This window comes from Citrobacter sp. RHBSTW-01044, from assembly GCF_013781945.1.
In the GTDB taxonomy this organism is placed as follows: Bacteria; Pseudomonadota; Gammaproteobacteria; order Enterobacterales; family Enterobacteriaceae; genus Citrobacter; species Citrobacter braakii.
Genome location: NZ_CP056180.1, coordinates 3,126,088 through 3,150,083, shown reverse-complemented (window position 1 = coordinate 3,150,083; position 23,996 = coordinate 3,126,088). Strand labels below are relative to the sequence as shown.

The window sequence follows — 23,996 nt, the reverse complement described above, 5'->3', positions numbered from 1 at the left end:
GAGTAACCGATGACAACCCAGTATGGATTTTTTATTGATTCCAGCCGTTGCACCGGTTGCAAAACCTGCGAACTGGCCTGCAAAGATTTCAAAAATTTAACCCCGGAAGTCAGCTTCCGCCGCATTTATGAATACGCAGGCGGCGACTGGCAGGAGGACAACGGCGTCTGGCATCAGAACGTCTTTGCTTATTACCTCTCCATTGCGTGTAACCACTGTGAAGATCCAGCCTGTACCAAGGTTTGTCCGAGCGGCGCGATGCACAAACGTGAAGATGGTTTTGTCGTTGTCGACGAAGATGTTTGCATTGGCTGCCGGTATTGCCACATGGCCTGTCCTTACGGCGCGCCACAGTACAATGCTGAAAAAGGGCATATGACTAAATGTGATGGCTGCCATGAGCGCGTCGCTGAAGGCAAGAAACCTATCTGCGTGGAGTCCTGCCCACTGCGTGCGCTGGATTTTGGTCCGATTGAAGAGCTGCGCAAAAAACATGGTACTTTGGCTGCGGTAGCGCCACTGCCGGGCGCGCACTTTACCAAACCAAGTATTGTCATCAAACCTAACGCCAATAGCCGTCCGACCGGGGATACTACAGGTTATCTGGCCAATCCGAAGGAGGTGTAAGATGGGAAGTGGATGGCATGAATGGCCGCTGATGATCTTCACTGTCTTCGGACAGTGTGTAGTTGGTGGCTTTATCGTTCTTGCGCTGGCGTTGATGAAAGGGGACTTACGCCCTGAATCGCAGCAGCGCGTGATTGCCTGTATGTTCGGGCTGTGGGTATTAATGGGCATTGGCTTTATTGCTTCTATGCTCCACCTGGGCTCACCGATGCGCGCCTTTAACTCACTCAATCGTGTAGGGTCTTCTGCGTTGAGTAATGAAATTGCCAGCGGCTCAATCTTCTTTGCCGTTGGCGGCATCGGCTGGCTGCTGGCAACGTTGAAAAAAATGTCGCCCGTATTACGCAATCTGTGGTTAGTTGTCACCATGGTACTGGGCGTGGTTTTTGTCTGGATGATGGTGCGCGTGTATAACACCATCGATACTGTGCCGACCTGGTACAGCATCTGGACGCCGCTGGGCTTCTTCCTGACGATGTTTATGGGCGGTCCGCTGCTGGGATATCTGTTGCTGAGAATTGCTGGCGTGGACGGTTGGGCGATGCGCCTGTTGCCGGCTATTTCAGTGCTTGCTCTGGTCGTGAGCGCCATCATGTCTGTAATGCAGGGGGCTGAACTGGCGACGATCCACAGTTCCATTCAACAGGCGTCTGCGCTGGTTCCAGATTACGGCTCGCTGATGGCGTGGCGGATTGTCGCTCTGGCATTAGCGTTGTGCTGTTGGATTGTACCGCAAGTGAAAGGCTACCAGCCTGCAGTTCCGCTGCTTTCCGTCGCGTTTATTCTGCTGTTAGTCGGCGAGTTGATTGGTCGTGGCGTGTTCTACGGGCTGCATATGACCGTCGGTATGGCGGTTGCCAGCTAAATGACAAACCGGGGCATAGCCCCGGTTTTTTACTTCTGTTTAGTTAACGTGTCGTAGCTGGTCATCAGATTGCGATAATCAGGAATGTGATTAGAGAACAGCGTTGCCAGACCTTCGATATCGTTGCGCCAGTCGCGATGCAACTCACATGCGACACCAAACCACGTCATCAGTTGAGCACCGGCCTGGGACATCCGATCCCATGCTGAATGGCGAGTAATTTCATTAAATGTACCCGACGCATCGGTTACGACAAAGACATCAAAACCTTCTTCAATAGCCGAGAGCGCAGGGAAAGCAACGCAAACTTCCGTCACGACACCGGCAATAATCAGCTGTTTTTTACCGGTCGCTTTCACTGCTTTCACGAAATCTTCGTTATCCCACGCGTTAATGTTTCCGGGGCGAGCAATATAAGGCGCATCGGGAAATTGAGCTTTCAGTTCCGGTACCAGTGGCCCGTTTGGTCCTGTCTCGAAACTGGTTGTCAGAATGGTTGGGAGTTTGAAGTATTTTGCTAAGTCGCCGAGGGCAAGCACGTTGTTTTTAAATTTATCGGGATCGATATCCCGAACCAAAGAGAGCAGGCCAGCCTGATGGTCGACCAGCAGTACTGCCGCATTATCTTTATCAAGTCTTACGTAAGGTTTAGTCATGATATTTCTCCTGTTCAGCATCAGTGGGGGAAATTTGATGAGTTTAAGTCTACAGAAAGAACGATATATGGATTAGATACCTAAATAAGAACTCACTGTTCTATTTTGAAGACAATGCAGATCTGCATCCCGCATAGAGTTTAGTAAGAAATAAAAGTAAGGGGAGTCCATGAAATTTTTCGACTGAACGCAACGCGAGATTTTTGTTTTAGATCAATAAAAACAAGCAGATGTGTTTTTGTGTTTTTTATCTATTCACATTAAGAATCAGTAATGCAAATCGATCGTCCGGAAAGCGCCTCAGCCCTTTGATTGCGCCGATTGACAATGTTTTTGGCAGTGGCATGATGCGCATGAAATTTGAACTTCCTCACGGTTTTTATTCATGTCCATCTATACCCGTCCCGTCATGCTGTTGCTGTGCGGGCTGCTTCTGCTGACCCTGGCGATCGCCGTGTTAAACACGCTCGTCCCGCTTTGGCTCGCCCATGAAAATCTGCCAACCTGGCAGGTAGGTGTGGTGAGTTCTTCCTACTTTACCGGCAATCTGGTAGGGACGTTGCTGACCGGGTATTTAATAAAACACCTTGGTTTTAATCGCAGCTATTACATTGCCTCGCTTATTTTTGCCGCGGGCTGTATCGGCCTGGGGGTTATGGTGGGGTTCTGGAGCTGGATGACCTGGCGTTTTATCGCCGGTGTTGGCTGCGCCATGATTTGGGTGGTAGTGGAAAGTGCGCTGATGTGCAGCGGGAATTCGCGTAATCGCGGACGCTTGCTTGCCGCCTATATGATGATCTATTACGTGGGGACGTTTTTAGGCCAGCTACTGGTCAGTAAAGTATCAACAGAATTGATGAACGTCCTGCCGTGGGTGACGGGTACGATCCTGGCTGGCGTTTTGCCATTGCTCTTTACGCGCATTGCCAATCAGCAGGGTGATGAACAGCAGTCTACTCCTATTACCTCCATGCTGAGGCTGCGTCAGGCGCGTCTGGGCGTTAACGGCTGTATTATTTCCGGGATTGTGCTGGGGTCTTTGTATGGGCTGATGCCGCTGTATCTCAACCATCAAGGGGTGAGCAACGCCAGCATTGGTTTCTGGATGGCGGTTCTGGTTAGCGCCGGTATTCTGGGGCAATGGCCGATTGGCCGCCTGGCAGACAAGCTGGGACGCCTGCTGGTTTTACGCGTCCAGGTCTTCGTGGTTATCGTCGGAAGTATCGCCATGCTGAATCAGGCGGCGATGGCGCCTGCGTTGTTTATGTTGGGTGCGGCAGGTTTTACCCTCTATCCGGTGGCGATGGCCTGGGCCTGTGAAAAGGTTGAACATCATCAGCTGGTCGCCATGAATCAGGCATTGTTATTAAGCTATACCGTTGGCAGCCTGCTGGGTCCTTCATTCACCGCAATGCTGATGCAGAATTATTCCGATAATCTATTATTCATTATGATTGCCAGCGTATCGTTTATTTATCTGCTGATGTTGTTGCGTAGCGCCAGACATACGCCGACTCCGGTGGCTCACGTATAAAGCGCGCCAGACGGTATGCAAGGCAAAATGTTTGCATACCGTGACTCATTTTCCCATTGCGGGTATGCCGGAAGTTGCGAGGTATTCGCATGCTTTCAGCGTGCAGTGAAGCTGCGCCTGACTGGTCATACTCGTCAGCTGTTGTAAATGCTCCCCTTCATCCAGCCAGCAAACCAGTTTTTGAATCATTTCAATATGTCGGGTGCTGCTGGCAGCCGCCAGGACAATAATTAACCGCACATCTGGATGCCCAGGAAAAGGCACCGCCTCTTTCAGACACAAGAGCGACAAATGTGTCTCACTGCTTATCACTCCTTCTTCCGGACGAGCGTGCGGCAGGGCAAACTCAGGGCTTAAGATGTACCACGGACCCAGTTGTTCTGTTTCACGGATGATTGCCTGTGCGTAGGCGGACGTAATCGCGCCCAGTTCTTCCAGAGGCTGGCAAGCCAGCGTCACGGCCTCCTGCCAGGATCGGCATTGTTCACGAAACTGACAGGCAGAAAATAGCGCAGATGTCATTGTGTTCTCCTTATTTCAGAGCAGCAGACCGCATTGCGGTCTGCCAACCCGAACTATCTCAGGGCTTCAAAGAGTGCGGTCGCCGAAATACCGTATTTCTCTTTCAACTGGCGGCTATTGCCTGATTCCGTAAACGTATCTTGTGTCCCCAGTCGGATTAATCTCGTGGTTAATCCTTCCTCCGCCAATACTTCAGCAACCTGTCCGCCAAGCCCACCGATGATCGTGTGATTTTCAATCGTTGCGATCTGCGGGCAGTTGGCAATCAGTTGCAGAAAGCGCTGGCGGTTAAACGGTTTTAGCATGGCGACGTGAATCAGCTTGCCACGTTTTCCCTGGGCGCACAGCTGCACATAACCTGCGCTTGCCTGCTCCAGAACGGTCCCTTCATAGAGAATGGCGAAGTCATTGCCTGAGTCCTCCACGGCGGCGATATCGGTCACTCGCGGAACGGTAGATTTATCGCGCACGGGCATCGGTTCTCGGGCTACGCGAATATAGACCGGACCGGGAATGTTTACTGCCTGTTCAAATGCGGCCTCAACTTCTTCAGCGTCGGCAGGTGTTAGAATTGTGAGCCCCGGCAGTACGCGCGTCAGGGCCAGATCTTCCAGCGCATGATGCGATGCGCCGTCAGGTCCATCATCCATTCCTGGGTGGCTACCAACTAATTTAATGTTAGCTTTGGCGTAGCACGCCTGGCGCAGTTGAGTCCAGGCGGTGCCTGTCACAAACATCGCAAAGTTAACGTAGAACGGAATATTTCCTTCCAACGCCTGGCCAGTGGCAAAGCTCATTGCCGATCCTTCCGCAATACCCATTTCAAAGAAAGCGTCTGGATAGACGGCCTGGAACTGGTCAGTGCGGGTGGAGCTGGCTAAATCACTATCAATGGCGACAATGGGATAGCCCTTTTTTTTCAGGGCAATGAGTGCGTTACCAATTTCATCACGTGGGGCTTTCATCACTGCAACTCCTCCATAGCCTGCTGATATTGTTCGGTGGTTGGGGTTTTTGAATGCCAGTCACCGTTATTTTCCATATAGCTAACTCCACTGCCTTTGGTGGTATGCGCAATAATGGCGACAGGTTTTCCTTTCAGATGGCGTGAAAGCATCAGCGTGTCGGCAACCTGATGCATATCGTTACCGTTATGGAGTTCGAGTACGTGCCAGCCGAAAAGACGCACTTTGTCGGCCAGAGGTTCCAGATTCACCACCTGATTAACGGGGTCGTGGGAGGAAAAACCGTTGTAGTCAATAATCGCCACCAGGTTATCCATCTTCATATGGCCTGCCTGTTGTAGCGTTTCCCAGATTTGCCCTTCGTGCATTTCGCCATCGCCAATGATGGCGAAAACGCGCTGTGATTCCCCCCGCTGTTTTTTGGCCGCCGCCATACCAAAGGCAATGGATAATCCCTGGCCCAGCAGGCCGGTTGTTGCATCGACTTCGGGAAGAGATTTGATGCTAGGGTGTCCCTGTAAACGTGAGTTAATTTGTCGAAAAGTATTAAATTCGCTGCGCTCAATTTTGCCTTTTTGATGCAGCATGGCGTACTGAGCAGCAACCGCATGACCTTTGCTCATGACCACGCGAGCGCGAGGGGCGCAGGAGAAGTCCACCTCTTGATCGTAAATCCAGGTCAGAATGTCGATGATGGACAATGCACCGCCAGGATGGCCAATGCCTGATTCATAAATCATGGTGACAATATCCCGGCGAGCAGCCAGCGCATGGGATTTTAATTCGTCAATATTCATGTTCATTCCTTATCAGGGCAACATTTTGCCGATGTAATAAACCACTAAGCCGAGGGCAACAAAATCTGTCTCCGGGAAGCTAGTACCGGACAATCCCACCGATTCCATGATGGGATAGATGAGTGCCGGGCCAATACCAATTAATATGCCAGTGACAAAGCTACCGGCGATGGCCCCTTTCCAGCCTCCTGACGCATTACCGAAGACGGCGGCGGTAGCACCAATGAAGAAGTAGGGGATGGCGACGGGGATAATGACCGTTTGCCCAATTGATGCGAGTACCCCCATAACCACCAATCCACCCACAAAGGAAGAGATGAAACCTAAAACGGTGGCGGTTGGGGCATACGGAAAGACGACTGGACAATCCAGTGCGGGTTTGGCGTTCGGGATAAATTTTTCAGAGATGCCCAGAAATGCCGGGACTATTTCTGACAACAGCAAGCGAACTCCGGTGATGATGATATAAAGCGATGCGGTAAACGTGAGTGACTGGAATAGAGGATAAACCAGCCAATGCATTCCACCGGCGGCGGCCGTTACCGCTTCTTCGCCTGCGGCAAGCGCCGCGATGTAATAGAAAATACTGACAGAGATGGACACGGAGACAATGTAGTCTTTAAAAATCCCCAACCATCCGGGAAGATTTAGCTTTTCTGTTGACTGCTTAGGATCGCCCACTTTCGAACCGATCCATCCCGATAGCGCGTAGGCCAGAGTAACGTAATGACCCATCGCAATTTCATCATTACCGGTAATCTTACGCATCCACGGCTGAGCGATAGCTGGATAGACACAGGCCGCAAGCCCCAGCAGTATGGAGCCGACGATAATTGTTGTTACATCGCTGTAGCCAAGCGCCTTAAGCGTAACGGTTAAGAGGGCAGACAGATACAGATTATGTTGACCCGTCAGGAAGATGTATTTGAACGGCGTTACGCGGGCAAAAAACAAGTTCCAGCCGAAACCAACGACCATGATGAGTGAAACGCACATGGCAAACTTGGTCTGTGCCAGCCCAGTTAACGCTTCGGCTAACGGCATCACACCTTTCAGACCGAATCCATCGCTGAATAAGGTCTGAAAATTACCTAAGGATGTCACCGCAATCCCTGCTCCGCCGGCAAATACCAGAAATCCGACGATGGTTTTAAAGGTACCTGAAAGCACTTTTTCGATGGGTTTACGCTGGATAAGCAAACCAATTAGCGCAATAAAGCCAACTAAAAGTGGGGTTACACCCAAAATGTCGAATACAATGAACTTTAGGAGATCCATATTTCCCCCGGAGAGGTTAGTTGTTTTGAACAACGCTGGTGAGCGCAGATTCCATTTCTTCGCTGTTCATCAGATCGGTGATACCGATTGCTCTGAACCCGGCGGCTTCTACCTCATCGGTCAGGTCGCTCATGGTGATCACGAAGTCGATGTTTTGCCAGGTTCGTAGCCCTGACAGGACATCGTGTTCAAGATCGATATCCCAGCCATGTTTATCGATGACTTTTTGGGCTTTGATTTTCAGCATTAGCGAACTGCCCATACCGGTACGACAGACGATCAGACCTTTCATTAGACGTTCTCCTGTTTGTAAAAATAATTATTTTTAATTATCATTGGTGCGATAAAAATTATTATCGCAAAGCCGGGCAAAGTATGTGACAGCATTTGCATTTTGTGCAAAAAGGCGAAAAATGAGTCAGATAGATACTAATTTATTGATTAACATAAGAAATGGGGCTTCAGAGCTGAGTCCGATCCTGGAAAAGGTAGGGCGTTTTATCACTGAAAATCCTGATTTTGTGATGCGGCATACGATAACCGAGCTGGCCGATTCTATTGATACCAGTGAGGGGAGTATCACTCGTTTTTGCCGTGCCTTTGGTTTTAAGGGGTTTTCTGATTTCAGAACGGCTCTTGCACTGGAGCAAGGAGCTGCACGGCCGAATGATGGAGGAAGTGAGGAGACGGCGGCGGTACTGGCAAGCGTTTGTGACAGCAATGCCATCATTGACAGCAAAGAGTTGCAGGCGGTTGCGACCTGGTTAAATCAGCTCAGTAATATTGCAATTTATGCGGTAGGTACTGCGGTGCCAGTGGCGTTATTCCTGCAAATCAATCTGGTGCAGATGGGGAAAATAGCCAGTTATATCGACCGATTTTATCCGGCGGCTATCTCTCCGTTGGCGGACAGCCAAAAAACAGGGATTATCGTTATTCATACAGAACAAGTCTCTACCGATATGATGCAGTCGCTGACGCTAGCGAAGGAACAAGGCATAAAAATTCTCTCGTTAACTCGCGGATCGTTTGCGCCATTAAATCGGCTTTCTGACTGGAATTTGCAGGCGGCGGTTGCGTTACAGGGGGAAGGTGAGTCTGGTTTTGCTGAAATTGCTGGTGCGATGATGGTGGCAGATCGCATACTCAGTGCTCTGGAAGAGCAGGATGAGCGTTACGTGCAGTGTCGTAAAGCACACCAGAAACGTATTTTCTCTATTGAAAGCGTGACCAATAAACTTTCAGAATATTTTATGTCGTAGGCATCGAACGTTGGCGTCGCGCTACTCAAGCAGAGCGCTGCGACGCCGTGGTCGTCATACCTTAGTACATTACTTTATGACCATACTGCTCAAGAATGCCTTTCACGCGCTCCATGGTCTCTTTCTTCGGTGGCTTAACACCGTCAAGTTTGTACTCTTCACCCATTGCCACCCATTTGTGTTTGCCCAGCTCATGGTATGGCAGCAGTTCGATTTTCTCTACGTTGCCCATATCGCGGGTAAACTCGCCCAGGCGGTGCGCGGAGTCGTCATCGTCAGACCAGCCAGGCACAACGACGTAGCGGATCCACACCTTGATGTCTTTATTGGACAGGTAACGTGCGAACTCAAGCGTACGATGGTTAGATACGCCCACCAGATTCTGATGGATTTCATCGTTCATCTGTTTGAGATCGAGCATCACCAGGTCGGTGACTTCCAGCAATTCATCGATCACCGGATCGTAGCGGCGAACAAAACCGTTGGTATCCAGACAGGTATGAATACCTTCTTTTTTACAGGCACGAAACCAGTCGCGTACAAATTCAGCTTGCAGGATAGCTTCGCCACCGGACGCTGTCACACCGCCACCGGAGGCGTTCATAAAGTGGCGGTAGGTCACGACCTCTTTCATTAACTCGTCGACGGTGACTTCTTTGCCACCGTGCGTATCCCATGTGTCACGGTTATGACAATACAGGCAGCGCATCAGGCAGCCCTGGAAGAAGGTAATAAAACGGATGCCCGGGCCATCAACAGTGCCACAGGATTCAAAGGAGTGAATGCGACCAATAACTGACATTGCGGTGTTTCTCCAGGTGTGGCCCATCCGGGGCCAGTGTTAGTGCACAGTTATTAACTGTGTCGAGTCTGTTTTGGCTGCTATCCATAAGTATAGATAGCTGACAAAGCAGGCTATTAAAAAGGCCCCACTTACGTGGAGCCTTTATTGTACGCTTTTTAAAGTACGATTTCAGTCAAAACCAATTACATGGTCTGAGTGAAGGTACGAGTAATAACGTCCTGCTGCTGTTCTTTAGTCAGGGAGTTAAAACGTACTGCGTAGCCAGAAACACGGATGGTCAGCTGCGGATATTTTTCCGGATGTTCCATCGCATCCAGCAGCATTTCACGGTTCATGACGTTCACGTTCAGGTGCTGACCACCTTCGATGGACGCTTCGTGGTGGAAGTAACCATCCATCAGACCAGCCAGGTTGGTCTTACGAACTTCGTCGTCTTTACCCAGTGCGTTCGGAACGATAGAGAAGGTGTAAGAGATACCATCTTTAGCGTAAGCAAACGGCAGTTTAGCAACGGAGGTCAGAGAGGCAACAGCACCTTTCTGGTCACGACCGTGCATTGGGTTAGCACCCGGTCCGAACGGCGCGCCAGCACGACGACCATCTGGGGTGTTACCGGTTTTCTTACCATAAACCACGTTAGAGGTGATGGTCAGAACAGACTGAGTCGGGATAGCGTTACGATAAGTAGTCAGTTTCTGAATTTTCTTCATGAAACGTTCTACCAGGTCAACCGCCATGTCATCAACGCGAGAGTCGTTGTTACCAAACTGCGGGTATTCGCCTTCGATTTCGAAGTCGACAGCCAGACCGTCTTCGTCACGAATCGGTTTAACTTTCGCATATTTGATTGCAGACAGGGAGTCAGCAGCAACGGACAGACCAGCGATACCACACGCCATGGTGCGGATAACGTCACGGTCGTGCAGCGCCATCAGAGAGGCTTCGTAGCTGTACTTGTCGTGCATGTAGTGGATAACGTTCAGTGCAGTGACGTACTGTTTAGCCAGCCAGTCCATGAAGTGATCCATGCGCTCCATAACTTCGTCGAAGTTCAGAACGTCGCCTTTGATCGGTTCAGATTTAGGACCAACCTGCATTTTCAGTTTTTCATCAACGCCGCCGTTGATTGCGTACAGCATGGTTTTCGCCAGGTTTGCACGCGCACCGAAGAACTGCATTTGTTTACCAACAACCATCGGGCTTACGCAGCAAGCGATAGCGTAGTCGTCGTTGTTGAAGTCCGGACGCATCAGGTCATCGTTCTCGTACTGCAGAGAAGAGGTGTCGATGGACACTTTAGCGGCGAATTTCTTGAAGTTCAGAGGCAGTTTTTCAGACCACAGAACGGTGATGTTCGGCTCCGGAGAAGGACCCATGGTGTACAGGGTATTCAGGAAGCGGAAGCTGTTTTTGGTAACCAGAGTACGGCCATCAACGCCCATACCACCGATAGATTCAGTTGCCCAAATCGGGTCACCGGAGAACAGTTCATCATATTCAGGGGTACGCAGGAAACGAACCATACGCAGTTTCATGACCAGGTGGTCAATCATTTCCTGAGCGTCTTGCTCGGTGATTTTGCCTGCTTTGATATCACGTTCGATGTAGGCATCCAGGAAGGTGGATACGCGACCGAAGGACATTGCTGCGCCGTTCTGAGATTTAACCGCGGCCAGGTAGCCGAAGTAAGTCCACTGGATAGCTTCCTGAGCATTGGTTGCCGGACCAGATATATCGCAGCCATATTTAGCAGCCATTTCTTTGATCTGACCCAGTGCGCGGTGCTGTTCAGCAATTTCTTCACGCAGACGGATAGTGGCTTCCAGGTTTACGCCGTTTTCCAGATCGGACTGCAGAGAGACGAACTGAGCGTATTTGTCTTTCATCAGGTAGTCGATACCGTACAGCGCAACGCGACGGTAGTCACCGATGATACGGCCACGGCCATAGGCATCTGGCAGACCAGTCAGAACACCGGATTTACGGCAGTTCAGAATGTCTTTGGTGTAAACATCGAATACGCCCTGGTTGTGGGTTTTGCGGTATTCGGTGAAGATTTTTTTCAGCATCGGGTCCAGTTCGCGATTGTACGCTTTGCAGGAACCTTCAACCATTTTGATGCCGCCAAACGGAATGATCGCACGTTTCAGCGGAGCTTCAGTCTGCAGACCAACAATTTTCTCGAGCGCTTTGTTGATGTAGCCAGCGTCGTGAGAAGTGATGGTAGAAGCAACGGAGGTGTCAAAGTCAACAGGCGCGTGAGTGCGGTTTTCCTGTTTAACGCCTTCCATCACGCTGTCCCACAGTGCAGTGGTCGCATCAGTTGCGCCAGCCAGGAAGGACTCGTCACCCTCATACGGAGTGTAGTTTTTCTGAATGAAGTCACGGACGTTTACTTCATTCTGCCAATCACCTTTGGTAAAACCTTCCCAGGCTGTGGCTAACTTTTCATTAAGCTCGGACATGTAACACCTACCTTCTTAAGTGGATTTTTTATTTACTGCGTGTAATGGGCATCATCAGATTAATGATGATCGTTACCACGCAGATAAATGACCCAGTATGTCAACCCGACCAACAAACCGCCGCCGATAATGTTGCCGATCGTAACCGGAATCAGGTTATCGGTGATGAAATTCATCACGGTCAGGTGAGAAAAATTCTCCGGAGAAGACCCAACAGCGGTCCAGAATTCCGGGGTGGCGAAATCGCGAATTACAATACCCATAGGGATCATAAACATGTTTGCGATACTGTGCTCAAAACCGCTGGCAACAAACATTGCGACCGGTAATACCATGATAAACGCTTTGTCCATCAGGCTGCGACCCGAATAGCTCATCCATACTGCCAGACACACCATCAGGTTCGCCAGGATGCCAAGACTTACCGCCTCAACAAAAGTATGGTGCACTTTGTGGTCGGCTGTTTGCAGGACGTTGAGACCCCACGCGCCGTTAGCGGTCATATACTCGCCAGAAAGCCACATGAGTAACACGAAGATCAGGGCGCCAATCAGGTTGCCGACATAAACGTTAAGCCAGTTTTTCGCCAATTGGCCCCAGGTGATGCGACCACTGGCTTTCGCTACGACAATCAGTACGGTTGAGGTGAAGAGGTCTGCACCGCAGACAACGCAGAGAATCAGCCCCAGGGAAAAGCAGATACCACCTACTAGCTTCGCCATGCCGAAAGGCATTGTGCCGGTACCGGTTGTGGCGGTGATATAGAAAACAAAGGCAATTGAAATGAATACACCGGCAGTAATTGCCAGATAGAACGTCTTAAGCGGATGTTTCGTTGCTTTATAGACGCCTGCTTCTTCGGCAACTTTGGCCATTGCAGCAGGAAGAATAAGATCAAAAGGGTTGTCAGCTTTCACACTAACTCTCTCTTTATTAAGTCGGCGACGAGATACTAACAAAGCATTATAGATGAGAATTTGATATAGATCATATCTCGCCTGGCTTATAGGCCCGTAAGGCGCATGGTTTTTATGCGATTACGGTGTAACTTATTGATTATCCAAATAAAAATAAATTTTAAAAATTATAAAGTGAGTTGAATTTTTTCTTTCTGTCTCCTCTGGGACGGTTAATTAAAATGGAGTAATTGAGATAAAAAACCACATTAATAAGCTAATTTTCTTAATATCAACTACTAATATTTAACCTTGTTTTTACATTTATTTTTTGATTTGACCAAAATAAAAAACAGGGCGCATTAAGCGCCCCGTAATATAGCCCAGACAATACCTTTAGCCTACTCAGCGCAGGCTGATTGTCACTATTTTGACCAATGTGCTGCTTTCGCGCGCTGCAGTTTTTCGTAAGCTTTCAGCAGAGACTGATGCGCCGGGAAAGCCTGCAGATCGCTATCAACAGTTTGAAGCCCGTAGAACGGCGCTTCGCCACTTAATGCTGCACTTGCGGCTTCAACCGCCTCGGCACCGTACATGCGCACAAACGCGTTCAGATATTGTAGCGGCTGACGATCTTCTTCCTGAGATAGCAGCAGCAGCGTTTGCAGACAGCGGTAGTAGTTGGCACGTTCAGCGCTAAAGACAGAGGCGTTGAATTCCATCGTCCATTCTGTCCAGACCAGCGCCTGCTCCAGGTCGCCGCCGGCCAGCGCCAGCATCACTTTAAGCTCGCCAATGCGCAGGGTGTACCAACCGTTATCCGCACCGGTTGCCAGACCGAGCAGCTCGCGTACGCGGGTGAAGTCGTCAAAGCCTTCCTCATCCAGTTGTTCGATCAGATTGAGATAGTCTTCTTTATCCCATTCACTGCCCGGGAGCGAGAGAATAGTGTCACGCAGATGGGCGCCCATGGCGTTGTTGGCTAACCACAGATCTTCAGCCGGATAGATGTCAGACATTCCCGGAACAATAATGCGGCACGCGTAAACGCTCAGGTGTTCGTAGTCGGCGATATACACTTCTTTATCTTCAGCATTGAAGATGGCCATCAGGGTGGCGAACTCTTCTTCGGTGGTACCGGAGAAATTCCAGTCAACGAACGGATAGTCAGCATCCTGCTTGAACAGATCCCAGGAGATCAGGCCGCTGGAATCGATGAAGTGGGTTTCAAGGTTAGTGTGTTCAGCCACTTCTTCGTCGTCAAAGGTTGGTGGGGTGAAGACATCAAGATCTTTCAGACCACGGCCCTGCAGCAGTTCAGTGACAGTACGCTCCAGCGCAACGCCGAAATCCGGGTGCGCACCGAAGGAGGCAAAGCAGGTACCATTGGCCGGGTTGAACAGGACAACGCAAATCACCGGATACTTGCCGCCCAGCGAGCCATCGTAGGCGAAAATTGGGAAACCTTCCGCTTCCAGTTTGGCGATGGACTCCACCACTGCCGGGTAGCGCGCCATGACTTCGGCCGGGATTTCCGGCAGGCTGATGCTTTCCGCAATAATACGGTTCTTCACATGGCGCTCAAAGACTTCAGACAGGCCCTGAACGCGCGCTTCGTTTCGGGTGTTACCCGCAGACATGCCGTTAGAAACGTACAGGTTGCCAATAATGTTCATCGGAATATAGACGATCTGGTTATCCGACTGACGGGTAAACGGTAGGCCGCAGACCCCACGTTCTTCATTACCGGATTGCAGATCGATAAGCATGCTGCCAGTCAGTTCGTTGTCTGGATCGTAAAACGCACGCAGACGAGCATCCAGTAGACCTTCTGGTACGTCGTCTTCTTCAGTCAACGGGAACCATTTTTCGTTCGGATAATGCACGAATGGGCCGTTGGCGATGGTTTCACCCAGCCAGAAATCCGCAAAGAAATAGTTAGTCGACAGACGCTCAAAATATTCGCCCAGCGCGGAAGCCAGCGCCGCTTTTTTCGTCGCGCCTTTACCGTTGGTGAAGCACAGCGCGCATTCTTTGTCGCGAATATGTACAGACCAGACGTTAGGGACGGGATTCAACCACGAGGCTTCTTCAATTTGAAAATCAAGGTCGAGCAATTTTTGCTGGAAGCGAGCGATGGAGTCTTCCAGAGCGGCATCTTTGCCGGGGATAAATGTTTGCGTCATGAAAATCACTTTTGTCGTACGGAAAGCGCGCAATGATACGGGTTTTAAATGAATGGCGCTATCGTCGCCGGAGTTCAGACGTAAATAAAAGTATTAGCTATGCTTTCCTACAGCCAACCACGTTTAGAGCATAATAATGAAAGCTTTCGATTTACACCGAATGGTACTGGATAAGGTGCCCATGGACTTTCTGGGAGAAGTTGCTCTGCGCAGCCTCTATACCTTTATATTGGTTTTTCTGTTTTTAAAAATCACCGGACGTCGCGGCGTACGCCAGATGTCGCTTTTTGAAGTGCTGATCATCCTTACGCTGGGGTCTGCGGCGGGAGACGTGGCATTTTATGATGATGTCCCGATGCTGCCGGTGCTAGTGGTCTTTATTACGCTTGCCGTGCTATATCGGCTGGTTATGTGGCTGATGGCGCATAGCGAGAAAATGGAGGATTTGCTGGAGGGCAAGCCCGTTGTGATCATTGAGGACGGCGAGCTGGCATGGTCGAAGCTCAATAGCGCCAATATGACGGAATTCGAATTCTTTATGGAATTGCGTTTGAACGGCGTGGAGCAATTGGGACAGGTGAGACTGGCCATCCTGGAGACAAATGGGCAAATCAGCGTCTATTTCTTTGCCGATGAAGACGTAAAGCCGGGGCTCAGTATTTTGCCTAAACGCTGTACACAGCGATTTAAAGTGATACCTGAAGCTGGGGACTATGCATGTATACGGTGTAGTGAAGTGGTGCAAATGAACGCCGGAGATCATCAATTATGTCCACGCTGTGCAAATCCAGAATGGTCGAAGGCCAGTCGGGCAAAACGGGTCACCTGACAGCGAAAATCTCGGTTTTTACCCGTCAATCCGATAGATTCTGTTGTGTGACCAATGACACATTTTTACCCTGGCCAGTTTTACCCATTGCGGCGCGTGTCACTGAATGATAAAACCGATATCCACAGGAATAACTTATACCAATGTCTGTCACCGGATTATCGCCAATGACAGGATGTTGATTGGACAACAACACAACGTGGTGAGGGGAAATGGCTCAGGTCTTCAATTTTAGTTCAGGTCCGGCAATGTTACCGGCAGAAGTACTTAAACTGGCTCAACAGGATCTTCGCGACTGGAACGGTCTTGGCACGTCGGTGATGGAAATTAGCCACCGTGGCAAAGAATTCATCCAGGTCGCAGAGGAAGCGGAGCAGGATTTTCGCGATCTTCTCAGCATCCCCTCCAACTATAAAGTGTTGTTCTGCCATGGCGGTGGGCGCGGGCAGTTTGCGGGTATCCCGTTAAATATTCTGGGTGACAAAACCACGGCGGATTACGTCGATGCCGGTTATTGGGCCGCCAGCGCAATTAAAGAAGCGAAAAAATACTGTACGCCAAACGTTATTGACGCCAAAGTCACCGTTGACGGACTGCGCGCTGTTAAGCCAATGAGCGAATGGCAGCTTTCTGACAACGCTGCGTATTTGCACTATTGCCCGAATGAAACCATTGATGGCATTGCGATCGATGAAACGCCGAATTTTGCCAGCAATGTGGTGGTTACGGCGGATCTGTCCTCTACCATTCTTTCCGCACCGCTTGACGTGAGCCGTTATGGCGTAATTTATGCCGGGGCGCAGAAAAACATCGGCCCGGCCGGGCTGACCATTGTCATCGTACGTGAAGATTTGCTGGGTAAGGCTCATGTGTCATGCCCGTCAATCCTCGACTATACCGTGCTGAATGACAACGACTCCATGTTCAACACGCCGCCAACCTTTGCCTGGTATCTGTCTGGCCTGGTCTTTAAATGGCTGAAAGAGCAGGGCGGTGTTAACGCGATGGATAAAATTAACCAGCAAAAAGCGCAACTGCTGTACGGCGTAATCGATAACAGCGATTTCTACCGTAACGACGTGGCAAAATCGAACCGTTCACGCATGAACGTACCGTTCCAGCTTGCTGACAGCGCCCTGGATAAACTCTTCCTGGAAGAGTCTTTCGCTGCGGGTCTGCACGCGTTGAAAGGGCACCGTGTGGTCGGCGGTATGCGCGCGTCCATCTACAATGCAATGCCGCTAGAAGGTGTAAAAGCGCTGACCGATTTCATGGTCGATTTCGAGCGCCGCCGCGGTTAATCTGCTGTATTTTCATCCCCACAGCCAGTCTGTGGGGTTTTTATGTCTGTTTTTGAGAGTCGAGTTTCATGGAATCCCTGACGTTACAACCCATTGCGCGGGTGGATGGCACCATCAATCTGCCTGGATCCAAAAGTGTTTCTAACCGCGCTTTGCTGCTGGCTGCATTAGCAAATGGCACCACTGTCCTGACCAACCTTCTGGACAGCGATGATGTCCGCCATATGCTTAATGCTCTGAATGCGTTAGGAATTAGCTATACCCTTTCTGCCGACCGTACGCGTTGCGAGATTATCGGCAATGGCGGCGCGCTGCATGCCGAAGGCGCAGTAGAACTGTTCCTTGGCAATGCCGGAACCGCAATGCGCCCACTGGCCGCTGCGCTGTGTCTGGGCAGTAATGACATCGTGTTGACGGGCGAGCCGCGCATGAAAGAGCGCCCGATTGGCCATCTGGTTGATGCGTTACGCCAGGGCGGAGCCAACATTGAATACCTGGAGCAGGAAAACTATCCGCCTTTACGTCTGCGCGGTGGCTTTACCGGAGGACAGGTTGAGGTAGACGGCAGCGTATCCAGCCAGTTCCTGACTGCGTTGCTGATGACTGCGCCACTGGCGCCGCAGGATACGACGATCGCCATTAAAGGCGAGCTGGTATCCAAACCTTACATTGATATCACACTGAACCTGATGAAAACGTTTGGTGTTGAAATTGAGAATCAGAACTACCAGCGCTTTATTGTGCAGGGTCAGCAGCAGTATCAGTCACCGGGGGCATATCTGGTTGAAGGTGACGCTTCTTCCGCTTCCTATTTTCTCGCAGCAGGAGCCATTAAAGGCGGTACGGTAAAAGTCACCGGGATTGGCCGCAACAGTATGCAGGGTGATATCCGCTTCGCTGATGTGCTTGAAAAAATGGGCGCGACCATTACCTGGGGCGAAGACTTTATTGCCTGTACTCACGGTGAGCTGAACGCGGTAGACATGGATATGAACCATATTCCCGATGCGGCGATGACCATCGCCACGGCAGCGCTGTTCGCTAAAGGCACCACGACCTTACGTAACATCTATAACTGGCGCGTCAAAGAGACCGACCGCCTGTTCGCGATGGCGACCGAGTTGCGTAAAGTGGGTGCGATCGTTGAAGAGGGCGAAGACTATATTCGCGTTACACCACCGGCGACGTTACAGTTTGCGGAGATCGCGACCTACAACGATCACCGCATGGCGATGTGTTTCTCGCTGGTGGCGTTGTCTGACACGCCGGTGACCATTCTGGACCCTAAATGTACCGCCAAAACCTTCCCGGATTATTTCGAACAGCTGGCGCGTATTAGTACACCTGCCTGATCCTCACATCTGACGATCGCGCTCAGCATATTCGTGAGCGCATCGCTGCAGATAAAAAGTAAATCAGTGTCATCTTCCGGGCTGGTTTCTCGCCAGCCCGCTATAATTGCGCAATTCTTCCTCATATCGTTACAGACTAATCGGGTTTTTACACTCTGTGTTAACGATTATTAGCGTTGGCGCGTATAATGCGCGGCGTTCACGTTAACGTATGCCCGTTTAAGGAGAAAAAGATGACGGCAATTGCCCCGGTTATTACCATTGATGGCCCAAGTGGTGCAGGAAAAGGCACCTTGTGCAAGGCAATGGCGGAAGCATTGCAATGGCATCTGTTAGATTCAGGCGCGATCTACCGCGTACTGGCGCTCGCAGCGTTGCATCACCATGTTGATGTCACATCTGAAGATGCTCTGGTACCGCTTGCCTCACACCTGGATGTGCGTTTTATCTCAACGGACGGCAACCTGGAAGTCATTCTGGAAGGTGAAGATGTCAGCGGCGAAATCCGCACCCAGGAAGTAGCGAATGCCGCATCTCAGGTCGCTGCGTTTCCTCGCGTACGCGAAGCGCTGTTACGCCGCCAACGCGCGTTTCGTGAAGCGCCCGGCCTGATTGCCGACGGACGAGACATGGGGACCGTGGTGTTCCCGGATGCACCAGTGAAAATTTTCCTGGACGCCTCCTCGCAAGAACGTGCGCATAGACGTATGCTACAGTTGCAGGAAAAGGGCTTTAGTGTTAACTTTGAACGCCTTTTGGCCGAGATCGAAGAACGCGATTTCCGCGATCGTAACCGTGCTGTAGCGCCGCTGGTTCCCGCTGCTGATGCTTTAGTTTTGGATTCAACCCGATTAAGCATTGAGCAAGTGATTGAAAAAGCGTTACAATACGCGCGCCAAAAACTGGCACTCGCTTAAGTGCGACCGAATTTGCAGTACCCCCGTTGCAATGGATTGACAGCGGGTATGTTAAACAACCCCATCCGGCATGGAGCCAGGTGGACGTTAAATATGAAACCTGAAGATTAAACATGACTGAATCTTTTGCTCAACTGTTTGAAGAATCCTTAAAAGAAATCGAAACCCGTCCGGGTTCCATCGTTCGTGGTGTTGTTGTTGCTATCGACAAAGACGTAGTACTGGTTGACGCTGGTCTGAAATCTGAGTCCGCCATTCCGGCTGAGCAGTTCAAAAACGCCCAGGGCGAGTTGGAAATCCAGGTTGGTGACGAAGTTGACGTTGCTCTGGATGCAGTAGAAGACGGCTTCGGTGAAACCCTGCTGTCCCGTGAAAAAGCTAAACGTCACGAAGCTTGGATCACGCTGGAAAAAGCTTACGAAGAAGCTGCAACCGTTACTGGTGTTATCAATGGCAAAGTCAAGGGTGGCTTCACTGTTGAGCTGAATGGTATTCGCGCGTTCCTGCCGGGTTCCCTGGTAGACGTTCGTCCGGTCCGCGACACGCTGCACCTGGAAGGCAAAGAGCTTGAATTCAAAGTAATCAAGCTGGATCAGAAGCGTAACAACGTTGTTGTTTCCCGTCGTGCCGTTATCGAATCCGAAAACAGCGCAGAACGCGATCAGCTGCTGGAAAACCTGCAGGAAGGCATGGAAGTTAAAGGTATCGTTAAGAACCTCACTGACTACGGTGCATTCGTTGATCTGGGTGGCGTTGACGGCCTGCTGCACATCACCGACATGGCATGGAAACGCGTTAAGCATCCGAGCGAAATCGTAAACGTTGGCGACGAAATCACTGTTAAAGTGCTGAAGTTCGACCGCGAGCGTACTCGTGTATCTCTGGGCCTGAAACAGCTGGGCGAAGATCCATGGGTAGCTATCGCTAAGCGTTATCCGGAAGGTACCAAACTGACTGGTCGCGTGACCAACCTGACCGACTACGGCTGCTTCGTTGAAATCGAAGAAGGCGTTGAAGGCCTGGTTCACGTTTCCGAAATGGATTGGACCAACAAAAACATCCACCCGTCCAAAGTTGTTAACGTTGGCGATGTAGTGGAAGTTATGGTTCTGGATATCGACGAAGAACGTCGTCGTATCTCCCTGGGTCTGAAGCAGTGCAAAAACAACCCATGGCAGCAGTTCGCGGAAACCCACAACAAGGGCGACCGTGTTGAAGGTAAAATCAAGTCTATCACTGACTTCGGTATCTTCATCGGCCTGGACGGCGGCATCGACGGCCTGGTTCACCTGTCTGACATCTCCTGGAACGTTGCAGGCGAAGAAGCAGTTCGTGAATACAAAAAAGGCGACGAAATCGCAGCTGTTGTTCTGCAGGTTGACGCAGAACGTGAGCGTATCTCTCTGGGCGTTAAACAGCTCGCAGAAGATCCGTTCAACAACTGGGTTGCACTGAACAAGAAAGGCGCAATCGTAAACGGTAAAGTCACTGCAGTTGATGCTAAAGGCGCAACCGTAGAACTGGCTGACGGCGTTGAAGGTTACCTGCGCGCTTCTGAAGCTTCCCGCGACCGCGTTGAAGATGCAACTCTGGTTCTGAGCGTAGGCGACGACGTTGAAGCTAAATTCACCGGCGTTGATCGTAAGAACCGCGCAATCAGCCTGTCTGTTCGTGCTAAAGACGAAGCTGATGAGAAAGATGCAATCGCAACTGTTAACAAACAGGAAGATGCTAACTTCTCTAACAACGCAATGGCTGAAGCTTTCAAAGCAGCTAAAGGCGAGTAATATCGAGTGCTCCTAAATCCTTTGTGCTGTTAACAGCACAAAGGGTGACGAGTAGCTTGACAGATTACAGGATTCGTCCTGTAATCAATGACAAAGGGCGGCTAAGGCCGCCCTTAATCAATGCAGCAGCTAATTATGCCTTTAAGGAACCGGAGGAATCATGACCAAGTCAGAATTGATTGAAAGACTTGCAACCCAGCAACCTCATATTCCCGCGAAAGCGGTTGAAGATGCAGTTAAAGAGATGCTGGAACATATGGCCTCGACTCTTGCGCAGGGCGAGCGTATTGAAATCCGCGGTTTCGGCAGTTTCTCTTTGCATTACCGCGCACCGCGCACCGGACGTAATCCGAAGACCGGCGATAAAGTGGACCTGGAAGGAAAATACGTTCCGCACTTTAAACCAGGTAAAGAACTGCGCGATCGCGCCAATATTTACGGTTAAGTTTTTAGCGAGACTTAACGCCGAGAAAAGCACCCGCATGGGTGCTTTTTTCATTTCTGCCAACCCATCCTGGAATCTCCATCCCAGTTAATTTGCACGTTACAAGCGCCGCTAAATGTTAGCGGAATGCATACCGTATAACGCTTAATTGGCACCAGACAACCGTCGAACATTACTGCACACTTCCTGCTACAGGGAGGTGACTGATGAAAATAACAACGGTTAGTACGAGTGCCTTATTCGGCATTCTCCCGCTTATGCTATTACCTGCGTTACCTGACATGCTGTGCATCGGCGTTATATTTGGTCTGGCAATTCTGCTCTGTCTTATTTCTCACAGCCCTGTACGTTTCGCCGGATTAACCCTGCTATTTTTTCTTTGGGGAGTTCTGGCTGCGAAAGATGCGCTGTGGGCCGGTAATACGCTGCCTGCAAAAAGCCAGCAGGCCATCGTGCGGATAACCGGAACCGATAATATGACAACGCACTACGGCCAGATCACGCATCTGCAGGGGAAGCGGGTATTTCCTGTCATCGGAATTACTCTGTATGGGCAGTACCTACCCGGCAACGTTTGTGCGGGCCAGACATGGGCGATGACGTTGAAGGTTCGTGCCATACACGGTCAATTGAACGAGGGCGGGTTTGATAGCCAGCGTTATGCATTGGCGCAGCACCAGCTGCTGACGGGAAGATTTTTGCAGGCTTCGGTTATCACACAACAATGCAGTTTGCGTTCGCGGTATCTCTCCTCGTTGAAAAGCGCGCTCGCAGACTATCCCTGGCAGCAGGTTATACTGGGCCTGGGAATGGGGGAGCGCTTGTCCGTGTCACAAGCGGTGAAAACCATTATGCGTGATACCGGTACGGCCCATTTGATGGCTATCTCCGGGCTGCATATTGCATTTGCCGCACTTCTGGCAGCAGGATTAATTCGCGCGGGGCAATTTTTTATGCCAACCAGATGGATTTGCTGGCAGGTTCCGTTAGTTGGCGGGATCGTCTGCGCAACATTCTATGCCTGGTTAACGGGGCTACAGCCCCCGGCATTACGTACGGTTGTTGCGCTACTGGTCTGGGGAGGGCTAAAACTCAGCGGCAGGCAGTGGAGTGGATGGTCGGTGTGGATCTGCTGTCTGGCAGCCATTCTGGTGGTGGATCCTGTCGCCGTTCTTTCACAAAGTCTGTGGTTGTCTGCTTTTGCCGTTGCGGCGCTGCTGTTCTGGTATCAATGGGTTCCGATGCCGGATTGGCCGCTGTCTCGCGTTGGACGCCAATTTCTGGCGCTTGCTCATTTGCAATTGGGAATTACGCTCCTGCTTCTGCCTGTGCAAATCGCGATGTTTCACGGTTTTAGCCTGACCTCATTTTTGGCCAATTTGTTTGCTGTACCGCTGGTTACATTTATTTCCGTACCATTGATATTAGCAGGCATGATCGTCCATTTAACCGGGCTGGCGATGGTTGAGTCGAACCTATGGTATTTAGCGGATCGCTCCCTCGCGCTATTATTTTGGGGGCTCAGGAGCCTGCCTGAAGGGGGGATCAATATTGATGCACGTTGGCAATGGCTTGCATTTGTACCCGGACTCCTGCTCATCGCATATCGGCTGAACGCGTGGCGAACTATACCGGTAGTTTGTGTCACTGTGCTCCTATTACTGAGCGCCCCGTTCTGGCGAACGCCACGTACTGATGTCTGGCAAGTGCATATGCTGGACGTCGGGCAGGGGCTGGCGATGGTCATTGCGCGCAATGGCAAAGCGATTCTTTACGATACCGGTCTGGCATGGCCTGAAGGCGATAGCGCGCAACAGCTGATTATTCCCTGGCTACGTTGGCACAACCTGGAGCCAGAAGGCGTTATTTTAAGCCATGAGCATATGGATCACCGGGGCGGGTTGCGTTCGCTGCAGCAAGCCTGGCCGTCGCTATGGATAAGAAGCCCATTAGGTTGGGAGGGGCATCTCCCGTGTTTACGCGGGGAGCGCTGGCAATGGCAAGGGTTAACCTTTAGTGCGCATTGGCCCGTGCGTGGAAATAAAGATCTGGGGAATAACCACTCCTGCGTGGTTAAGGTCGATGACGGGCATCAGAGTATTCTGCTGACCGGCGATATTGAGTCTCCCGCTGAACAAAAAATGCTCAGTCACTACTGGCAGCATCTGCAGTCTACGGTGATACAGGTTCCACATCATGGTAGCAATACCTCATCATCGCAGGCGCTGATTCAGCGGGTCGGCGGGCAGGCCGCGTTAGCCTCCTCATCCCGTTACAATGCCTGGCGTCTCCCGTCCAGGAAAGTGAAGCAACGTTATCGGCAACAAAATTATCAATGGCTGGATACACCCCACCAGGGGCAGATTACGCTGGATTTTTATCAAAAAAACTGGCGAATAAACAGCTTGCGGGATCAGATTTTACCTCGTTGGTATCATCAGTGGTTTGGCGTGTCGGAGGATAACGGGTAGAATATGCGGCTATTCTAACAAATGCTGGTTTTTTGA

21 protein-coding genes are annotated in these 23,996 nt (G+C 50.7%); 11 read left to right on the top strand and 10 right to left on the bottom strand.

Going from position 1 to position 23,996, the window contains the following annotated elements; all coding sequences use genetic code 11:
- Window positions 1–9 precede the first annotated feature (9 nt).
- On the top strand, window positions 10–627 hold the full coding sequence (locus tag HV352_RS15350) for a DMSO/selenate family reductase complex B subunit (RefSeq protein WP_003035741.1): 618 nt from the start codon (window positions 10–12) through the stop codon (window positions 625–627).
- 1 nt (window position 628) lies between these two features.
- Window positions 629–1,492: a dimethyl sulfoxide reductase anchor subunit family protein gene (locus HV352_RS15345; protein ID WP_016152432.1), complete on the top strand. Its 864-nt coding sequence runs from the start codon at window positions 629–631 to the stop codon at window positions 1,490–1,492.
- Window positions 1,493–1,521: 29 nt separating this feature from the next.
- On the opposite strand, the gene ycaC is transcribed toward HV352_RS15345, so the two are convergent.
- Entirely contained in the window at window positions 1,522–2,148 is a 627-nt protein-coding gene (gene ycaC / locus HV352_RS15340) for an isochorismate family cysteine hydrolase YcaC (protein WP_016152433.1), read from the bottom strand.
- 385 nt (window positions 2,149–2,533) lie between these two features.
- Here ycaC and HV352_RS15335 point away from each other — a divergent pair, with 385 nt between their 5' ends.
- Window positions 2,534–3,682, top strand: a complete 1,149-nt coding sequence (locus tag HV352_RS15335) for an MFS transporter (RefSeq protein ID WP_019076392.1) — start codon at window positions 2,534–2,536, stop codon at window positions 3,680–3,682.
- Window positions 3,683–3,727: 45 nt separating this feature from the next.
- On the opposite strand, the gene HV352_RS15330 is transcribed toward HV352_RS15335, so the two are convergent.
- The 5 genes from HV352_RS15330 to HV352_RS15310 are packed head-to-tail and all read right to left on the bottom strand — an operon-like array spanning window position 3,728 to window position 7,536.
- Entirely contained in the window at window positions 3,728–4,204 is a 477-nt protein-coding gene (locus HV352_RS15330; protein WP_046274696.1) for a PTS sugar transporter subunit IIA, read from the bottom strand.
- Between the two features lie 53 nt (window positions 4,205–4,257).
- Window positions 4,258–5,169 carry a transketolase C-terminal domain-containing protein gene (locus HV352_RS15325; RefSeq protein WP_103283675.1) on the bottom strand — a complete coding sequence of 304 codons (912 nt, stop codon included), beginning with the start codon at window positions 5,167–5,169 and terminating at the stop codon, window positions 4,258–4,260.
- Window positions 5,169–5,966, bottom strand: a complete 798-nt coding sequence (locus tag HV352_RS15320; RefSeq protein WP_016156111.1) for a transketolase — start codon at window positions 5,964–5,966, stop codon at window positions 5,169–5,171. Before HV352_RS15320 ends, HV352_RS15325 begins: the two co-directional genes overlap by 1 nt.
- Window positions 5,967–5,978: 12 nt before the next feature.
- Window positions 5,979–7,244: a PTS ascorbate transporter subunit IIC gene (locus HV352_RS15315; protein WP_016156112.1), complete on the bottom strand. Its 1,266-nt coding sequence runs from the start codon at window positions 7,242–7,244 to the stop codon at window positions 5,979–5,981.
- Window positions 7,245–7,260: 16 nt separating this feature from the next.
- Window positions 7,261–7,536 (bottom strand): PTS sugar transporter subunit IIB, encoded by a 276-nt coding sequence (locus HV352_RS15310; protein WP_016152439.1) that lies wholly within the window; start codon window positions 7,534–7,536, stop codon window positions 7,261–7,263.
- Window positions 7,537–7,657: 121 nt separating this feature from the next.
- Here HV352_RS15310 and HV352_RS15305 point away from each other — a divergent pair, with 121 nt between their 5' ends.
- A complete protein-coding gene (locus HV352_RS15305; RefSeq protein WP_016156113.1) occupies window positions 7,658–8,506 on the top strand; it encodes a MurR/RpiR family transcriptional regulator in 849 nt (282 codons plus the stop codon).
- Window positions 8,507–8,567: 61 nt separating this feature from the next.
- On the opposite strand, the gene pflA is transcribed toward HV352_RS15305, so the two are convergent.
- The 4 genes from pflA to ycaO all read right to left on the bottom strand — a co-directional run bounded on the left by pflA (window position 8,568) and on the right by ycaO (window position 14,858).
- Window positions 8,568–9,308: a pyruvate formate lyase 1-activating protein gene (gene pflA, locus HV352_RS15300; protein ID WP_003035751.1), complete on the bottom strand. Its 741-nt coding sequence runs from the start codon at window positions 9,306–9,308 to the stop codon at window positions 8,568–8,570.
- Window positions 9,309–9,493: 185 nt separating this feature from the next.
- Window positions 9,494–11,776, bottom strand: a complete 2,283-nt coding sequence (pflB, locus tag HV352_RS15295; protein WP_016152441.1) for a formate C-acetyltransferase — start codon at window positions 11,774–11,776, stop codon at window positions 9,494–9,496.
- Between the two features lie 59 nt (window positions 11,777–11,835).
- Complete coding sequence (gene focA, locus HV352_RS15290; RefSeq protein WP_003831909.1) at window positions 11,836–12,693, bottom strand: formate transporter FocA; 858 nt, start codon at window positions 12,691–12,693, stop codon at window positions 11,836–11,838.
- Window positions 12,694–13,097: 404 nt separating this feature from the next.
- Window positions 13,098–14,858: a 30S ribosomal protein S12 methylthiotransferase accessory factor YcaO gene (ycaO, locus tag HV352_RS15285; protein WP_181634847.1), complete on the bottom strand. Its 1,761-nt coding sequence runs from the start codon at window positions 14,856–14,858 to the stop codon at window positions 13,098–13,100.
- A 136-nt stretch (window positions 14,859–14,994) separates the two neighbouring features.
- Here ycaO and HV352_RS15280 point away from each other — a divergent pair, with 136 nt between their 5' ends.
- From HV352_RS15280 to HV352_RS15250, 7 genes are all read left to right on the top strand, one after another.
- The gene (locus HV352_RS15280) at window positions 14,995–15,687 is read left to right on the top strand and encodes a DUF421 domain-containing protein (RefSeq protein ID WP_016156114.1); all 693 of its coding nucleotides are present in this window, start codon (window positions 14,995–14,997) and stop codon (window positions 15,685–15,687) included.
- 212 nt (window positions 15,688–15,899) lie between these two features.
- Window positions 15,900–16,988, top strand: a complete 1,089-nt coding sequence (gene serC / locus HV352_RS15275) for a 3-phosphoserine/phosphohydroxythreonine transaminase (RefSeq protein WP_137367140.1) — start codon at window positions 15,900–15,902, stop codon at window positions 16,986–16,988.
- A gap of 68 nt (window positions 16,989–17,056) precedes the next feature.
- Complete coding sequence (aroA, locus tag HV352_RS15270) at window positions 17,057–18,340, top strand: 3-phosphoshikimate 1-carboxyvinyltransferase (protein ID WP_047414126.1); 1,284 nt, start codon at window positions 17,057–17,059, stop codon at window positions 18,338–18,340.
- A gap of 233 nt (window positions 18,341–18,573) precedes the next feature.
- Window positions 18,574–19,257, top strand: a complete 684-nt coding sequence (gene cmk / locus HV352_RS15265) for a (d)CMP kinase (RefSeq protein WP_016152447.1) — start codon at window positions 18,574–18,576, stop codon at window positions 19,255–19,257.
- A 113-nt stretch (window positions 19,258–19,370) separates the two neighbouring features.
- Window positions 19,371–21,044, top strand: a complete 1,674-nt coding sequence (gene rpsA / locus HV352_RS15260; RefSeq protein WP_003035776.1) for a 30S ribosomal protein S1 — start codon at window positions 19,371–19,373, stop codon at window positions 21,042–21,044.
- A gap of 160 nt (window positions 21,045–21,204) precedes the next feature.
- Window positions 21,205–21,489 (top strand): integration host factor subunit beta, encoded by a 285-nt coding sequence (gene ihfB / locus HV352_RS15255; protein ID WP_003035780.1) that lies wholly within the window; start codon window positions 21,205–21,207, stop codon window positions 21,487–21,489.
- A 206-nt stretch (window positions 21,490–21,695) separates the two neighbouring features.
- Window positions 21,696–23,960, top strand: coding sequence for a ComEC family protein (locus HV352_RS15250; RefSeq protein ID WP_181634846.1), 2,265 nt, complete (start codon window positions 21,696–21,698; stop codon window positions 23,958–23,960).
- The last annotated feature ends 36 nt before the right edge of the window (window positions 23,961–23,996 follow it).

Bases quoted from the DNA above. Each gene is read 5' to 3' on its own strand.
- HV352_RS15350 (WP_003035741.1), top strand. From the start codon at position 10: ATGACAACCCAGTATGGATTTTTTATTGATTCCAGCCGTTGCACCGGT.
- HV352_RS15345 (WP_016152432.1), top strand. From the start codon at position 629: ATGGGAAGTGGATGGCATGAATGGCCGCTGATGATCTTCACTGTCTTC.
- ycaC (WP_016152433.1), bottom strand. From the start codon at position 2,148: ATGACTAAACCTTACGTAAGACTTGATAAAGATAATGCGGCAGTACTG.
- HV352_RS15335 (WP_019076392.1), top strand. From the start codon at position 2,534: ATGTCCATCTATACCCGTCCCGTCATGCTGTTGCTGTGCGGGCTGCTT.
- HV352_RS15330 (WP_046274696.1), bottom strand. From the start codon at position 4,204: ATGACATCTGCGCTATTTTCTGCCTGTCAGTTTCGTGAACAATGCCGA.
- HV352_RS15325 (WP_103283675.1), bottom strand. From the start codon at position 5,169: ATGAAAGCCCCACGTGATGAAATTGGTAACGCACTCATTGCCCTGAAA.
- HV352_RS15320 (WP_016156111.1), bottom strand. From the start codon at position 5,966: ATGAATATTGACGAATTAAAATCCCATGCGCTGGCTGCTCGCCGGGAT.
- HV352_RS15315 (WP_016156112.1), bottom strand. From the start codon at position 7,244: ATGGATCTCCTAAAGTTCATTGTATTCGACATTTTGGGTGTAACCCCA.
- HV352_RS15310 (WP_016152439.1), bottom strand. From the start codon at position 7,536: ATGAAAGGTCTGATCGTCTGTCGTACCGGTATGGGCAGTTCGCTAATG.
- HV352_RS15305 (WP_016156113.1), top strand. From the start codon at position 7,658: ATGAGTCAGATAGATACTAATTTATTGATTAACATAAGAAATGGGGCT.
- pflA (WP_003035751.1), bottom strand. From the start codon at position 9,308: ATGTCAGTTATTGGTCGCATTCACTCCTTTGAATCCTGTGGCACTGTT.
- pflB (WP_016152441.1), bottom strand. From the start codon at position 11,776: ATGTCCGAGCTTAATGAAAAGTTAGCCACAGCCTGGGAAGGTTTTACC.
- ycaO (WP_181634847.1), bottom strand. From the start codon at position 14,858: ATGACGCAAACATTTATCCCCGGCAAAGATGCCGCTCTGGAAGACTCC.
- HV352_RS15280 (WP_016156114.1), top strand. From the start codon at position 14,995: ATGAAAGCTTTCGATTTACACCGAATGGTACTGGATAAGGTGCCCATG.
- serC (WP_137367140.1), top strand. From the start codon at position 15,900: ATGGCTCAGGTCTTCAATTTTAGTTCAGGTCCGGCAATGTTACCGGCA.
- aroA (WP_047414126.1), top strand. From the start codon at position 17,057: ATGGAATCCCTGACGTTACAACCCATTGCGCGGGTGGATGGCACCATC.
- cmk (WP_016152447.1), top strand. From the start codon at position 18,574: ATGACGGCAATTGCCCCGGTTATTACCATTGATGGCCCAAGTGGTGCA.
- rpsA (WP_003035776.1), top strand. From the start codon at position 19,371: ATGACTGAATCTTTTGCTCAACTGTTTGAAGAATCCTTAAAAGAAATC.
- ihfB (WP_003035780.1), top strand. From the start codon at position 21,205: ATGACCAAGTCAGAATTGATTGAAAGACTTGCAACCCAGCAACCTCAT.
- HV352_RS15250 (WP_181634846.1), top strand. From the start codon at position 21,696: ATGAAAATAACAACGGTTAGTACGAGTGCCTTATTCGGCATTCTCCCG.